The following is a 14,091-nucleotide window of genomic DNA, read 5'->3' as shown; positions in this document are numbered from 1 at the left end:
GCTGCTCGCGACGGAGGGCGTCGAGGTCATCCACGGCGTCGTGACTTACTCGGCTCAAAGCCGACATGCCAGGGACTTCCCGTGTTGGACTCCACCCGGACGCATGTCAGTCGTTGAACCGCAGCGGCTGCTCGATGACCAGCTCGGGCTGATGGTTGTTGCGAGGGAAGCGGACCTGCTTCAGTCGGCCCTCCAGGCACTTCGCCAGCGCTGGCGCGATGTTTGCGGGCTCTGACACCCTGACGTCCCGCACCTCGCCCGAGTTCTTCACCGTCATCATGAGCTTCACCTGGCGGCCCTTGGGGACATCGGCGCGGAACTGCTGGCCACACTCGAGCATCTTGCTCGAGTGCTTGCGCAGCGTGGCGGCGATCTCCTTGGCCGTCAGCCGGGAAGGACGGGCAGGCGGTGACTCCACCTTCGTCGTCGGCTCGGGGGGCTTCTCGGGGCTCGCCACGGGCGCCGGAGGCTCGGGAGGCGCGGGCGCGGGAGCGGGAGCGGGTGGAGTGGGCGCGGGAGGTGTCGCCGCCACGGGAGCTGGAGGGGCCACGGGCTGGGGCGCCATGACGACGGGAGCGGGCTGCTCCGTCCGAGGCATGAAGTACCAGACCGCGCCTCCGCCCAGCGCCAGCAGCGCCACGGCTCCCAGCGCTCCGATGGCCATGGACAGGCCGGCGCTGCGCGCGGGCGGAGGGCTCGCGGGCACGGGCGCGGCGGGCACCTGCGGGACGGGATGGAGGGCGGCCGGTGCGACCGCGGAGACGACGCCGGTTCCCTGCTGAGCGACGGCGGGGATCCCACCGGGATCCGAGGGCCGCACCATCGTCTTCTCGAAGCCGACGGGATCCTCCTGCCGCTGGAGCAGGGTGTGGACTCCGAGCTGGGAGAGGGGAGGGATCTTCGTCTTCCGCTCCACGTCCGCCGCACCGAACAGCCCCTGCATGTACTGGGCGAGCTGGGACATGCCCGGGATCGACGAGGTGCCCCGGAGCACTTCCTCCAGCTCGGCCCGCATCTCGGAGGCGCTCGCGTAGCGATCATCCCGGCGCCGCTCCAGCGCCCGCATGACGATCCGATCGAGCTCCGGGGGGATCTCCGGGCGGTGGGCGCTCGGCGGAGGGATGGGCTGGTCCATCAGCGCCAGCAGCACGCCGATCTCGGTGTCGCGCTCGAAGACGCGGCGGGCGGTGAGCAGCTCGTGGAAGGTGACGCCCAGCGAGAACAGATCGCTGCGGGCATCGATGGGCTCGCCCCGGGCCTGCTCCGGGGACATGTAGCCCCACTTGCCCTTGAGCAGCCCGGGCTGCGTCTGCGTCATCCGCGACGAGGCCTTGGCGATGCCGAAGTCGAGCACCTTCACCGTGCCCTGGTAGGTGACGAAGATGTTCGACGGGGAGATGTCGCGGTGGACGAGCCCCGTGGGCTGGCCCTCTTCCTCGTACTTGTGGGCGAACTCCAGGCCCTCGAGCGTCGAGAGCATGATGCGGGCGGCGATCGGGATGGGGACGGCCTGCCCCTTGTAGTGGGAGGCGGCGATCACCGCGTCCAGGTCCTCGCCGGCCAGGTACTCCATGCAGATGAAGTACCGATCGTCGGCCACACCCAGGTCGGTGATCTGGACGATGTTCGGATGGTGCAGCCGCGCCGCGAGCCGCGCCTCATCCAGGAACATCGAGACGAACTCCCGATACTGGGTGATGTGATCGAGCATGCACTTGATCACCACGTCCCGCTCGAAGCCCTCCGCGCCGATCTGCTTGGCGAGGTAGATCTCCGCCATGCCGCCCTCGGCGAGCTTGCGGATGAGGATGTACTTGCCGAAGCGGCGGGGTGTCGTGAGGGAGCGGGTCATGGAAACCACCGCGGGTGAGGACGTCATGGCCGGTCGCTCCGGAGCGTACGGACCCAGTATGCCTCGCCTTGACCCGAGACGAGACGGAACACCAGGACGGGGGTGGCGGGCACACGCTGGGAGAAGCGCCCCTTGCCATCCAGTGTCACGGCCTTCCCGTTGACGAAGAGCCGGGAGCCCAGAGGGACCACACCCTCCACGGGCACGTCGCCGCGCCCCAGGCGCTCGCCGGGACGGGGACGGCTGAGGGCCAGCCCCCTGCGCTCATTGTCGTACACCAGGTCGAGCTTGTTCATGCGGCCACCGGCGAGCTCGTCGCCGCCCGGGCCCAGGGCCGCCACGTACCAGAGGTAGCTGCCCTCTCCGAGCGCGCCGGGCTCCAGGTTGTACTGGTTCTCCTTCGTCACCCGCTGGAGGAGCGGCTTCTTCACGTCCGAGGCCCGGTAGATGCGCAGCTGGTAGGAGCGCGCGCCGGAGCGGGGCTCGAAGCTGAAGCGCAGCGAGGGCACCGCGCTCTGGAAGTACACCGTGGCCTTGAGGCCCGTCTCGAGCACCTCGGCCTTGGGACTCTGGCCGGCCAGCGAGGAGCGGCCGCGATCTGGCTGGAAGCGGGCCGAGCCCTGCGTGCGCACGCTCCCGTCCTCGCCGAGGAAGCGCCAGTGGAGCTCTCCCCGGGTGGGTGGATCGACGCGCACCCAGTCCTCGCCCACGCGGCCGGCGAGCAGGGGCTCGCGGAAGGAGGGCTCATCCGCCACCTCCACCCGCAGCGGGCTTCCGGAAGAGGAGGGGACCTGGATGCCCGCGCCTGGCAGCCCGTCGGTGAACACCCGCGCCGCCTTCGCATCGGGCGGAAGCACCAGCGCGGGGGCTGCGTCTCGCGCGGCCTGGGGTGACGCGGAGGAGCGCTGCACTGCCTCGCCCGCCCCGAGGACCGTGGTCTTCCCGTCGGCGACCAGCTCCGCCTTCCCGGTGAGGACCGTCAGGGTGGCGCCCGCCTGGGGATTGCTCACGGAGACCGTGCTCTGCTCGGAGACCTTGAGCTCGACCTCGCCTCGGCCGTCGGTCAGCTTCAGGGAGTGCTTGCCGGCGGCGAACTGGAGCCGCGCCCTGCCGCGGCTGAGCTGCAGGGCGTAGGCGCTCTGGTCGCCCTGGCGGGAGGCCTCGGTGATCGTCCCGGCGGTGTCTCCGGAGAGGCTCACCTTCAGCGCGCTGGAGGACAGGCGCGCGCTGGCATTCGCGGGGATCTCGAACGCCGCGCCGCGGCCGAGCTCGCGGCTCTGGTCCGGGGAGACGTCAGTGAAGGCGGCATCCTGCGCGCCCCGCACGCGGGCCTTGCCGCCCTGGGGCTTGAGGGTGAAGACGATCTCCTCGGCGACAACGACGGGCGCGGACGTGGGGGGCTGCGAGGGCTTGCTGAGCGAGAGTGAGAGCTCCTCGCCCGCCACGACGGGGACTGCCTGTCCGTCCGGGCCGATCACGCGGATCTCTCCGTACTGGAGCGTCAGCTTGGGATCCTTCTCGCGCAGGTCGAACACCATCTCCGCGGCGGTCACCATCTCCGCCCGGCCGAAGCGGCCCGTGATGGTGAGCCCGCTGCCCCCGGTGGCCTGGGCGGAGCTCGAGATGATCCGCCCCTCCTCCAGCTCGAGGGAGAGCGCACCGGGAGCGCCGTTCACGCGGAAGCGGCTGTTCTCGGCCACCTCCACCTCCGCGCCGTTGACGTACCGCACGCGCGCCGAGCTCCCAGGCCCGGTCTGCACGGTCTCGCCAGGGTAGAGCGGCTCGTCCGCGCGAGCCGGGCGGGAGGCCGCGTCTCGCAGCACCGTCACCTGGCCCTGGAGCTGGGTGAGCGTCGCCAGCTGCGCGACCGCGGAGGCGTCGGGCGTGGCGGGCTGCTTCGGGTCACACCCCTCGCATCCCCAGAGGAGCAGGAACAGCGGGAGCGTGAGGGACAGGGCACGCACGGCTCAGTTCTCCAGGGGCGACAGATCCACGTAGAACAGCGCCTGATCTCCGGCGGCCACGTCGACGACCTTCGTCTGCGGGACATAGCCTCGCGCCTCGAAGGTCACGTGGTAGCGGCCCGCGGGCAGGCGGAACTCGAAGTCTCCCGACGGGCGGGTGCGGGCCTTGATGCGAGCCTCCGCGATCCGCAGGGTGGCCACGACGGGGCGGCCCTGGGTGGAGCGCACGCGTCCTCGCATCCAGGCGCGGATCTCCTCGCCCTTCTGCAGGACGACCTCGACGGAGGCCTCGCCGTGGGAGGGGACGACCACCACCTCCTCCTGGGGACGGACTCCGGCGCCGGCGAGCTTGAGCGTGACGGGACCAGGGCCGGCCTCGGCTACCACGAACACGCCCTCCGCATCGCTCCGGGCCACCACCTTGCCGCCGAGCTGCACCTCGACGTCGGCGAGCGGGACCTTCGTCCCCTCACGGCCCTGCTCTTGGAGGACGCGCCCCTTCACGGTGCCAGGGCCAGGGATGCGCTCGAGCGGCAGGAAGACGCTGGCCTGGCCTCCCGCGGGAACGAGCACCTTGCGCTCCACGGGCTGATAGCCCTCGGCCGAGGCGGTGAGGACCACCGGACCGGAGGCGAGCCCGTCCACGCGGAACGCTCCGCCCGAGGCGACGGCGTCCTTGCCGCCGACCTGGACGCGCGGGCTCTTCAAGGGAAGGGAGCTCTGCGGCCGCAGGGTGATCCACACCGTCCCGGAAGCCTCGGGCGAGGGAGGAGCCGCCACGGCGACGCCGCCCAGGAGCGCGACCAGGAGCGCCATCGCGCACCGGCTCATGGACGTGTCCTCCCACCGAAGGAGAGCTGATAGCCCACGCCGAACGACAACCCACCCAGGTTTCCGCTCACGAGCCCGCGTCCCGGTGCGTAGGCCCAGTGGAGCTGGCCGCACAGGCTGCCTGGACCCAGGGGCCACGCGAGGCCGCCGCCCACGGAGGCGGAGGGCCCCACCGAGCGGACATCCTCCCTCCGCTCGTTCTCCTGGAGGTCTTTCAGGAGCACCTCTCCGCCCATGGCCAGGAAGCCCAGGCTCGCATCCGCGAAGAGCACGCCCCGAGCCAGGAACGGGTGGCTCCAGCGCGCGCCGAGCCGGAGGCCCAGGCCGTCGAGGCTGAACGTCTTGGTCACCGGATTGGGCCCGTCCCGGCCGATGGTCTCACTCACGTCCCCATTGCCTCGAAGCTCGAGCAGCGCCAGGCCCTCCAGCGGCAGCGTGCCGAGCCGGAGCGCGCCCTGCGCCTGGAGCCCGAACCCGTTCGCCGCGGCGGTGTTGGTGTGCGCGAAAAAGAAGGCGCCGAGCGTGCGCTGCCACGGCATCCGCTGCGACTCAGGTGTAGTCGCTCCCGAGGAGGCCACCGCGGGATCCTGGGTCGTCGCTCGCGGATCCGTCGCCGTGCCGGCAGCGGCCGGGAGCGGCTCGACCTGGAGCGAGGCCGAGCGCTCGGCCTCTTCGAGCGGTGAGGCGGAGATCGTCACCGGCGCCGAGCTGCTCGTGGAGGCGGTGTAGGGGAGCTCGAAGACGCCGCCCTCCTTCGGCTCGATGGGGCCCAGCGAGCCCTGCTCCGCGCTCACGGTGAGCGCAGGGAGGGCCACGGCCGGGTTGCCGCTGTCATCCACGACGAACCCCTGCAGCCGGACGGTCCTGCCCTGGACGGGAGGCTCCAGCGCCACGAGCTGGACGCGAGCGAACCTGGGCGCGGGCAGGGGCACCGTCTGCGTGCGGCTCTTTCCCGCGCGGTCGGTGATCGTCACCTGCGCGCTCTCTGCGCCGGGGGGAAGCTTCACGGGGAGCAGGGCCTCGCCGCTGGCCGAGGCCGTCACGGGCCCATAGGAGGCAGCGCCGATCGACACCCGCACGCGCGCTCGAGGCGGAGCCTGGACTCGCAGGCGGTGGGACCCATGGACGGGCAGGGCGAGCCAGGCCCCGGAGCTCCGTGCTCCCTGCCGCACCGTCGCATGGAGCAGGGCGACCTGGGGGCCCTCCTGGGAGGGCGGCTTGTAGGTGGCGGTGAACGTGCCGTCCTGGGAGGGGACGGGCTCAGTGAGGGAGCCGATGTTGACGGTGAGCGACACCTGCGCGTCTCGCAGCGGGCGGCCCGAGTCATCGAGCACGCTGACCTCGACCTGCGCGCTGTCCTCGGAGGTGACGAAGGGCTTGTCGGAGCGCAGCGCGACAGCCTGACCCGTCAGAGTCAGGACCAAGAGAGTGAGAGTCGCTGCCGACATGGCGCCTAGAGGTGGTTCCTTTCGCTGCGCCGCAGTCTACGCAAACGCTCCCAGGGGCGCGATGCCGCCAGGAGCAGGGCGAGCCAGGGCCACACCTGGCCTGGCAGCGTGGCGGCGTGGCAGCCACAGCCGACGTCCACCCCGACCTCCCCCGGATTGAAGACCACGCTCTTCTTCTCGGTGAGCAGGGTGCCATCCGAGTGGGCGCACCACACGTGGGCCTTCACCTCTTTCGAGGACGTCACGGAGACCTGGGCGGTGAGCCTCACCGTCTGGGGCGCGTCCTTGCGCAGCTCCGGGAGCACGAACCCCTCTCCCTTGGCCGCGAGGGGTTGGTTGTCGAGGCTGGCCGAGAGCACCGTCAGCCCATTGGCGGACACCATCAGCAGGCCATCGGTGATGGGCGGGTCTTCCGAGTTCGACACCTTCACCTCGAACTCCACCATGGCGCCGGGCTCCGTGCTCACGGGCTCGCTGGGAGTGAGCACCTCGATCTGCACGGCGGGGGGGATGCAGTGCGGCAGCACGCGCCGCTCGAAGCGCTGGCTGGTCGATCTGTACAGCGGCTCGTTGTCGATGAGCGGCCAGATGGCCAGGGACTGCGACGGGTTCTCCGGGCACTCCGGCAGCCGAGCGGTGACCGTCCACCGACCGGGCTGCACCTGGACGGGAGGCTGGGAGAGGGTGAGCGCCGTGTCGGAGGCAAAGGTGAGGGTCTGGCCCGAGTCCAGCTCCACCGGCTTGCCGCACCCATCGCGCAGGTCGAGCTCCAGCGTGAGCTGTCCCGTGTACGTGCGCAGCGCGGGCAGGGGCTCGGAGCTCTCGGAGAACTTCAGGGTCGAGGTGGCGGGGTTGGGCAGTCCCTCCTCCCAGACGACCGTGAAGGACGTCCTCCCGCTGGAGCCGTAGGAGAGGGAGAACTCGACGTCTTCACCCTCCGAGTTCTTCCAGAGCGCCTCTGCCCGTCCCATGAGCACGCCGCTGATGCAGTAGCTGGAGGGGATCGAGGTCTGGAGGGTGGTGCTGACGAAGGTTGCGGAGCGGCTCTGGGGCTTGCAGATCGACACTCCGGTGATGGGCTCGTCCACCAGCACATTGTCCCAGGCGTCCAGCGCTTCCAGCTCGATCTTCACATGCCCGCAGGCGGGCACCGGGTTGGGAGACGTCTTCACCGCGATCCTCGCCAGCGGGCCATGCTGGACCACGGTCTGGCCACTGCCCGTGATGCCCTGGCCGGAAGACAGATCGGTCACCGTGATGGTCTGCTGCGTCGGGCTGGCGCTGTAGAGCGTGGCGTTGAACTCCGTGGGGAACTGATAGTGGGAGCTCGTGTCCTCCGGGAGCTTGAACTTGGGCACCGTCGTCGAGAACTTCACCTGGCCGGCGAAGGACGCCTCGTTCCCTTCCGCGTCTCGGGGGATGACCCGGACCTCGAACTGCTCTCCGGCCGTGACGAGCGGGGGCACGACCACCTCGAAGCGCAAGGCAGGGCCCGGTGCCACCGGGATGCTGGGAAGCTGGTGCTGGAGCACCATGTCATGGAGGTCCTCGACCTTCAGCTCCCATGCGCCGGTGGACTGGAACGTGACGGAGAACGACTTCGAGCCTCCGTCCAGCGCCGGATTGAAGGTGTAGTCCTGCGGGAGCACCTTGCGAGGCGCTGTGGAGGTGAAGTGGATGGTGCCCGCGTAGCCAGAGGCGATGCCGTTGGCGTTCTTCGCCGTCACGGTGACGGTGATCGGAACTCCGGCCTGCACGAGCGGCGGCACCCCGGAGAGCTCGAGCCGGCTGGTGAGGGACGCCACCACGGAGCGCACCCCGGAGCCGGCATCATCCAGTCCCCCCATCCCATCGGAAGCGGAGAGCGCCACCGCTCCGAGCACGGACGCCCGGAACCACAACAGCCGGCCAGAGTTGTCCGTCGGGATGAGCACGGCGGTGATCGGCGGACTGGTGCAGGAGCTCGATTCGTGGAAGGTGCCCCCGAGCAGGGTGCTGCTCAGGGTGACCTGGACGGGAGCCAGCGGTTTGACCTCCGCGCCGTTGCTGTCATGGACCTCCACGGACAGCGGGATGCAGGCGTTCAACAGGAGCTCGGGGGGCAGCCCCACGATGGCCAGGTGATGCGGCGGACCCGTCACCGCCAGGCTCGGGGACGTGCTCGCCATCAGCACGGGGACGAGCAGCAGCAGACCGCAAGGGCGGAGACGACGGCTCATTGCCTGGTTCATCGTTCGCTCCGGGACTCGCCGAACAGCGCGGGGGCAGCTGGGTCGGTCTGCTGCCATCGTAGGGAGAGCTGCATGGCTGTTGCAATATTACGGTGTGGGTGTGACAGATCCCTCTGCCGCCCTGGTGGGAAACCAGGGCCTCTGCCCGCTGCGCTCCCTGGAACGTGGCGACCACAGGGCTTATGAGTCCAGGAGATACCATGTCGCACTCCGTTTGCCCCATCTGCCAGAAGCCCGTGGCGCCGCGCGCCGAGAATGTCTCGTACCCGTTCTGCTCCCGCCGCTGTCGGGCGGTGGATCTCGGCCGCTGGCTGGGAGAGGAGTACCGCGTGCCCGAGCGGCTGACGGATGAGCGAGAGGACGAGCTGCCGCCGGAGCATCCCGATCGGCGGAGCGACGCGTGAGCGGCTGGGTCGACCTGCACTGCCACTTGCTGCCGGGCGTGGACGACGGGGCGAAGACCCTGGAGGACAGCCTGGAGATGGCGCGGGCGCTGGTCGACCTGGGCTTCTCGGCGGTGGCGCCCAGCCCGCATGCGCGCCCCGAGTACGCGCCGCCAGAGGTCATCGAGTCCCGGCTCGTCGAGCTGCGCGCCGCGCTGGAGCGGGAGCGGATCCCCCTGACGCTGGGGCGCAACGCGGAGAACGTGCTGGATGACGCCTTCCTGCGCGGCCTGGGCACGCCCGCGGCGCGGATGCTGGGCGCGGGCCGGTACGTGCTGGTGGAGCTGCCGTACACGACGCCGGTGCCGCCGCTGCTGGACATCCTCTTCCGCATCCGCACCAAGGGCGTGACGCCCGTGCTCGCGCACCCCGAGCGCTGCCTGGAGTTCGAGCGCAAGGGGCGCGCGGCGGAGGCGGTGCGCTCCGGGGCGCTGCTGCAACTCGACGTGGGCGCGCTCACCGGGCGCTACGGAGGGACGGCGAGGAAGCTGGCGCGCGCCTTCCTGGAGGACGGGCTGTACGCGCTGGGCGCCACGGATCTGCACGCGCCGGTGGGGGCGAGGGACTGGGTAGGGCGGGCGCTCGCGGAGCTGCGCTCCAGGGCAGGGGAGCAGGCCTTCGCTCGCCTCATGCGAGGCAACCCAGCACGTCTGCTGGCGGGGGAGACACTGGAGTCCGAGGGGGACTGACGGTATACCCGCCCGCTGTGAAGCGTGCCCTCAAGCTCGTGGCCAGCCTGCTGGTCACCCTCCTGTTCACGTGGTGGGCGTTCCGGGACACGGACGTCCAGTCTCAGTGGGCCAGCCTGCGCTCCGCGGACTACTCCTACGTGCTGCCCTATCTGGGCATCCTCACCCTCATCCACATCTGCCGGACGCTGCGCTGGGGATGCCTGCTGTCGGGCATGGAGCGGGTGCCGTTCCGGCCGCTCAACGAGGCCTCCGGCATCGGCTTCATGATGCTGCTGGTGCTGCCGTTCCGGCTGGGCGAGTTCGCCCGTCCCTTCCTGATCGCCCAGCGCAGCTCCATCCGGCGCAGCGCGGCGATGACGTCCGTGGTGCTGGAGCGCATCACCGACGGCCTGCTGGTGGCCACGCTGCTGCGGGTGCTGCTCTTCTTCATCCCGGGGGAGACGGCGGAGATCCGCTACGTGAAGCTGGGCTCCACGCTGATGTTCGCCGTGTTCGGCGGCGGGCTGGCCTTCCTGCTCTTCGCGCGCTGGCAGCATGACCGCGCGGTGAACCTGGTGCGCATCACGGTGGGGCGCTTCCTGCCGGGCGTGGCCCACAAGATGGCGGACATCGTGGACGGCTTCGTGGGCGCGATGCGCCAGCTGCCGAGCGCGAGGCAGCTCACCTTCTTCTTCCTGCTCACGCTGGTGTACTGGGGCCTGAACGGCGCGGGCATGGCGCTGCTGTCGCGGGCCTTCGGCTGCGTGGGCGCGGACGCGGCGTGCCAGCCCATGAGCCTGTCGCTGTTCCAGGCCTACGTGGTGATGACGGTGCTGGTGGTGGGGCTGATGATCCCGGCGGCGCCCGGGATGATGGGCACCTTCCAGGCGGCGACGAAGGTGGGGCTGAGCCTCTTCCTGCCCGCGGCGGTGGTGAACAACAGCGGGCTGGCCTACGCCAACGTGGTGTGGCTGTGCCAGACGGTGCAGCAGATCGGCTTCGGCCTCATCCTCTTGTCCATCGGGCACATGTCCTTCAAGGACATCGCCACGAAGCTGGACAAGGAGGGCGAGGCCTCGGCTCCGGTGGCGTGAGCCGGAGCCGCGTCGCCGCGGCGGGGACTACAGCTCCGCGTTGAGCCAGCGGACGATGGCCGCCTTGATGGACGAGGGCGGCTCGGCGGGCGGCGCAGGCAGCGCGGCGCTCATGCCGGGCAGATCGCGCATGAGCCCCAGCGGCAGCACCTCGCGGACGTGGCGGGTGTCCGTGGGGGAGGCGGTCGTCACGGCTCGCCTCCGTTGCGGCCGTACTTGGCGAGCAGATCCTCCACGGCCTCGCGCAGGTACTCGCTCTGCGCGATGCGGGTGCGCCGGGACAGCTCGCGCAGCTTCTGCACCTGCTCCTCGCCGACGAGCACGTGGGTGGAGACGACCTCGGCCTCGGGGCTGGCGCGGCGGTCACCGGTATCGAGCGGAGCGGCCGACGAGGTGTCGGCGCTCAGCGGGCTCATGTTGCCATCCTGCATCAGGGGCCTCCTGGGCGAGCTGCTACAGGCCGCTACTGGCCTGTGGGTGGCATTAGGAGGTCGACCCGGCGTCCCGTCAAAAAAACAGTTGGCTGGAGGGCAGACGGCCGGGCGGCGAGAGAGAGGCGGACGTTGGAGGCGTTCCTCGCTCGGCTGCTGCTCGGGGACGATGTCGCCTTCACGTTGAGGGGGCGAACACAAAGGAGGCCAGCGATGACCAGGGCAGGGTGGGCACTCGGTGGCGTGGGGCTCGGAGCGGGGCTGATGTACTGGGCGGATCCGCGCAGCGGCGGCGGGCGTCGAGCCCATGTCCGGGAGAAGGCCCGGCACATGCTCTACGGAGCGGCGGACGCGCTCGAGGTGGTGGCGCGGGACATGGAGCACCGCGCGCGCGGGCTCTACTTCAAGCTCCAGGGGCGGCTGCAGGAGGAACAGGTGGACGACGTGACGCTCGAGGCGCGCGTGCGGTCCGCGCTCGGCCGTGTCTGTTCGCATCCCGGGGCCATCCGGGTGGCCTGCCGGCACGGGCAGGTGGAACTCGAGGGCACCATCCTGGCCAGCGAGGTGAAGCGGGTGCTCGCGCGGGTGCGGAGCGTGCGGGGCGTGCGGGAGATCGATGACGATCTGGAGCCGCACACGCAGGCGGGCAACCACCCGGACCTGCAAGGCGGAGTGAGCCGGCCCGGAGAGCGTCCGGAGCTGCTGCAGCACCACTGGTCCCCGACGGCCCGCTTCCTGGCGAGCCTGGGGGGGCTGGGGATGATCGGCTACGGGCTGTCCCGGCGCGGCGTGCTGAGGCCGGCGCTGGCGGGCGCGGGGCTGCTGCTGGGGCTGCGGAGCCTGACCAACCTCGATCTGAAGCACCTGACGGGGGTGGGGGCGGGGCGGATGGCGCTGTCGTTCCAGAAGGACATCACGGTGAACGCGCCGGTGAACGAGGTGTTCGCCTTCTGGCAGGCGATGCACAACTTCCCGCGCTTCATGAGCCACGTGGAGGACGTGTGGATGTCCCAGGACGGCCGCTCTCACTGGAGGGTGCGAGGGCCCGCGGGGATCATCTTCGAGTGGGAAGCGATCACCACCCGCATTGAGCCGGGGCGGCTGCTGTCGTGGCGGAGCGTGGAGGGCGCGATGGTGGAGAACGAGGGCACCATCCGCTTCGAGGATGCGGGAAGAGGGCGGACGCGGCTGGACATCCGGCTGTCGTACAACCCGCCGGCGGGCATCATCGGCCACGCGTTCGCCAAGCTGCTGGGGGCGGACCCCAAGAAGCAGATGGACGACGACCTGCTGCGGCTGAAGTCGCTGCTGGAGCTGGGCAAGGCCACGGGCCACGAGCACGTGAAGCGCGACGAGCTGGTGCCGGGGCGCGGCGTGGAGGCGTGGGTGTACTGAGCCGGGCAGGGGCTCGGTAGCCCGCCAGCCGAGGTGGATTCGGGAGGGGCTGGCTGTTAGGGACAGTCCCTCTCCCAAGGAGCAGCCGTGTTCCGACTCGAAACCGACCGGGCGCTCATCGAGTCCTTCCGCTCGCCTGACCGCCGGGTCATTGAGATGCCCGAGGGCGTCACCTTCCCGCTCTTCGTCCGCGACTACCTGGCGTGGACGGAGACCTCGGGGGCGCGGGTGTACCTGGTGTTCGCCGCGCCGGGCAGCCGCAAGCCCATTGGAATCATCTTCCGTCGCGACACTTCGGACAGCGGGCTGGGCTCGCGCATCTGCGACTGGTGCCACAGCACCGGCTCGTCGAGCGAGGTGGGCCTGCTGACGACGGACGTGAACAGCAAGCGCCGCGTGGGGGTGTGCCTGTGCATGGACCTGCGCTGCAAGGAGAAGCTGGAGGACGCGGCGGACCGCTCCGGCCGGCTGCCGCGCCAGGCGCTCGAGCAGCTGCGCGAGCGCATGTTCCGCTTCGCCCACGAGGCGCTGGGCATCGAGGCGCAACCGGCGGCGTAGGGCGAGCAGTCAGCCAGGAGCTGCCCCTTCGGACAGGCCCGCACGCGGCCGGCCCGCTTTGAGAGCGCTCTCATGCGGAGGATGTGTTAAGGAGTCCTCCCATGGATGGCCGCGGTAACGCCCCTGTGACACTGGAGGAAGTAGCCCGTCGAGCCGGAGTGTCACCCAGCACGGTGTCGCGCATCCTCAACGGCACTGCTCGTGTGAGGGACAGCAAGCGTCAGGCCGTGGAGCGTGCCATCGCCGACCTCAACTACCGCCCCAACGTGATGGCCCAGGGCCTGGCGCGCGGCAGCTCGATGTCGGTGGGGGTGATCACCCAGGACATCGCCAGCCCCTTCTTCAACGAGGCCCTCAAGGGCATCGAGGACAGCCTGGCCAAGGCGGGCTACGCGCCGCTGTTCGTGAGCGGCCACTGGAAGAAGGAGAAGGAAGTCGAGTGCATGTCGCTGCTGGTGGCCCGCCGCGTGGATGGGGTCATCGTGCTGACGGGCATGATCGACGACGCCTCGCTGATGGAGTACGCGGCGCGCCTGCCGCTGGTCATCACCGGCCGCAACCTGCACGGCCCCAATGTCGTCAGCATCCAGGCCAACAACGAGCAGGCGGGCTACGAGGCCACCTGCCACCTGATCGAGCTCGGCCACACGCGCATCGCCCATATCGCCGGGCCCGAGGCGAACGTCGATGCCCAGCAGCGTCTGGAGGGCTACCGCCGGGCGCTGAGGGAGCACGGCCTGCCGGTGGATGAGCGCCTGATCGCCACGGGGGACTTCCACGAGTCCAGCGGCCTGCTGGCGGTGAACCAGCTGCTGGAGACGCGGCTGAACTTCACGGCGCTGTTCGTCGCCAACGATCAGATGGCCTACGGCGCCAGGCTCGCGCTGTACCGCAAGGGCATCCGCGTGCCGGAGGACATGTCGATCATCGGCTTCGATGATCTGCCCTCCTCGCTCTACACCACGCCGCCACTCACCACCGTGCGCCAGCCCGCGTACGACCTGGGGAAGATCGCCGGCGACGCGATGCTGGGGCTGATCCACGGCCAGGACTACGCCATCCCCACCATCCCCCTGCAGGTCATCGTCCGCGAGTCGACCATGCGGCGGCGCGGCCCCTGAGGTCTCGAAAGCGCTTTCAGTTCTGGCGGCGGACGTGACATCCTTCCGGTGA

At 70.3% G+C, this 14,091-nt stretch carries 13 protein-coding genes; 6 read left to right on the top strand and 7 right to left on the bottom strand.

The window, feature by feature from the left end:
- Positions 1-106 precede the first annotated feature (106 nt).
- The 5 genes from KY572_RS12725 to KY572_RS12705 are packed head-to-tail and all read right to left on the bottom strand — an operon-like array spanning position 107 to position 8,314.
- Positions 107-1,852: a protein kinase domain-containing protein gene (locus KY572_RS12725; RefSeq protein ID WP_224242848.1), complete on the bottom strand. Its 1,746-nt coding sequence runs from the start codon at positions 1,850-1,852 to the stop codon at positions 107-109.
- Between the two features lie 23 nt (positions 1,853-1,875).
- Positions 1,876-3,816 carry a hypothetical protein gene (locus tag KY572_RS12720; RefSeq protein ID WP_224242847.1) on the bottom strand — a complete coding sequence of 647 codons (1,941 nt, stop codon included), beginning with the start codon at positions 3,814-3,816 and terminating at the stop codon, positions 1,876-1,878.
- Positions 3,817-3,819: 3 nt separating this feature from the next.
- Positions 3,820-4,647, bottom strand: a complete 828-nt coding sequence (locus tag KY572_RS12715) for a carboxypeptidase regulatory-like domain-containing protein (RefSeq protein ID WP_224242846.1) — start codon at positions 4,645-4,647, stop codon at positions 3,820-3,822.
- A complete protein-coding gene (locus KY572_RS12710) occupies positions 4,644-6,071 on the bottom strand; it encodes a hypothetical protein (protein WP_224242845.1) in 1,428 nt (475 codons plus the stop codon). The genes KY572_RS12715 and KY572_RS12710 overlap by 4 nt, the downstream gene beginning before the upstream one ends.
- 29 nt (positions 6,072-6,100) lie before the next feature.
- The gene (locus tag KY572_RS12705) at positions 6,101-8,314 is read right to left on the bottom strand and encodes a hypothetical protein (RefSeq protein ID WP_224242844.1); all 2,214 of its coding nucleotides are present in this window, start codon (positions 8,312-8,314) and stop codon (positions 6,101-6,103) included.
- Positions 8,315-8,526: 212 nt separating this feature from the next.
- Between KY572_RS12705 and KY572_RS12700 the strand changes: the two genes are divergently transcribed.
- From KY572_RS12700 to KY572_RS12690, 3 genes are read left to right on the top strand one after another with little or no spacing between them, the layout of a single operon-like run.
- Positions 8,527-8,730, top strand: a complete 204-nt coding sequence (locus tag KY572_RS12700; RefSeq protein ID WP_224242843.1) for a DNA gyrase inhibitor YacG — start codon at positions 8,527-8,529, stop codon at positions 8,728-8,730.
- Positions 8,727-9,458: a tyrosine-protein phosphatase gene (locus tag KY572_RS12695; protein WP_224242842.1), complete on the top strand. Its 732-nt coding sequence runs from the start codon at positions 8,727-8,729 to the stop codon at positions 9,456-9,458. The genes KY572_RS12700 and KY572_RS12695 overlap by 4 nt, the downstream gene beginning before the upstream one ends.
- Positions 9,459-9,475: 17 nt before the next feature.
- On the top strand, positions 9,476-10,534 hold the full coding sequence (locus tag KY572_RS12690; protein WP_224242841.1) for a lysylphosphatidylglycerol synthase transmembrane domain-containing protein: 1,059 nt from the start codon (positions 9,476-9,478) through the stop codon (positions 10,532-10,534).
- Between the two features lie 27 nt (positions 10,535-10,561).
- Here the strand turns inward: KY572_RS12690 and KY572_RS12685 are convergent, their stop codons facing one another.
- Complete coding sequence (locus KY572_RS12685; protein ID WP_224242840.1) at positions 10,562-10,726, bottom strand: hypothetical protein; 165 nt, start codon at positions 10,724-10,726, stop codon at positions 10,562-10,564.
- On the bottom strand, positions 10,723-10,965 hold the full coding sequence (locus tag KY572_RS12680; RefSeq protein WP_224242839.1) for a ribbon-helix-helix domain-containing protein: 243 nt from the start codon (positions 10,963-10,965) through the stop codon (positions 10,723-10,725). Before KY572_RS12680 ends, KY572_RS12685 begins: the two co-directional genes overlap by 4 nt.
- 213 nt (positions 10,966-11,178) lie before the next feature.
- Here KY572_RS12680 and KY572_RS12675 point away from each other — a divergent pair, with 213 nt between their 5' ends.
- From KY572_RS12675 to KY572_RS12665, 3 genes are all read left to right on the top strand, one after another.
- Entirely contained in the window at positions 11,179-12,360 is a 1,182-nt protein-coding gene (locus tag KY572_RS12675; protein ID WP_224242838.1) for an SRPBCC family protein, read from the top strand.
- Positions 12,361-12,447: 87 nt separating this feature from the next.
- Positions 12,448-12,918 (top strand): FBP domain-containing protein, encoded by a 471-nt coding sequence (locus tag KY572_RS12670; protein WP_224242837.1) that lies wholly within the window; start codon positions 12,448-12,450, stop codon positions 12,916-12,918.
- A gap of 101 nt (positions 12,919-13,019) precedes the next feature.
- Positions 13,020-14,039 carry a LacI family DNA-binding transcriptional regulator gene (locus KY572_RS12665; RefSeq protein ID WP_224242836.1) on the top strand — a complete coding sequence of 340 codons (1,020 nt, stop codon included), beginning with the start codon at positions 13,020-13,022 and terminating at the stop codon, positions 14,037-14,039.
- Positions 14,040-14,091 lie beyond the last annotated feature (52 nt).

The sequence above is a fragment of the Hyalangium gracile genome, from assembly GCF_020103725.1.
In the GTDB taxonomy this organism is placed as follows: Bacteria; Myxococcota; Myxococcia; order Myxococcales; family Myxococcaceae; genus Hyalangium; species Hyalangium gracile.
Note: the sequence above shows the minus strand (reverse complement) of the source record. Positions and strands in the feature narration are given on the sequence as shown.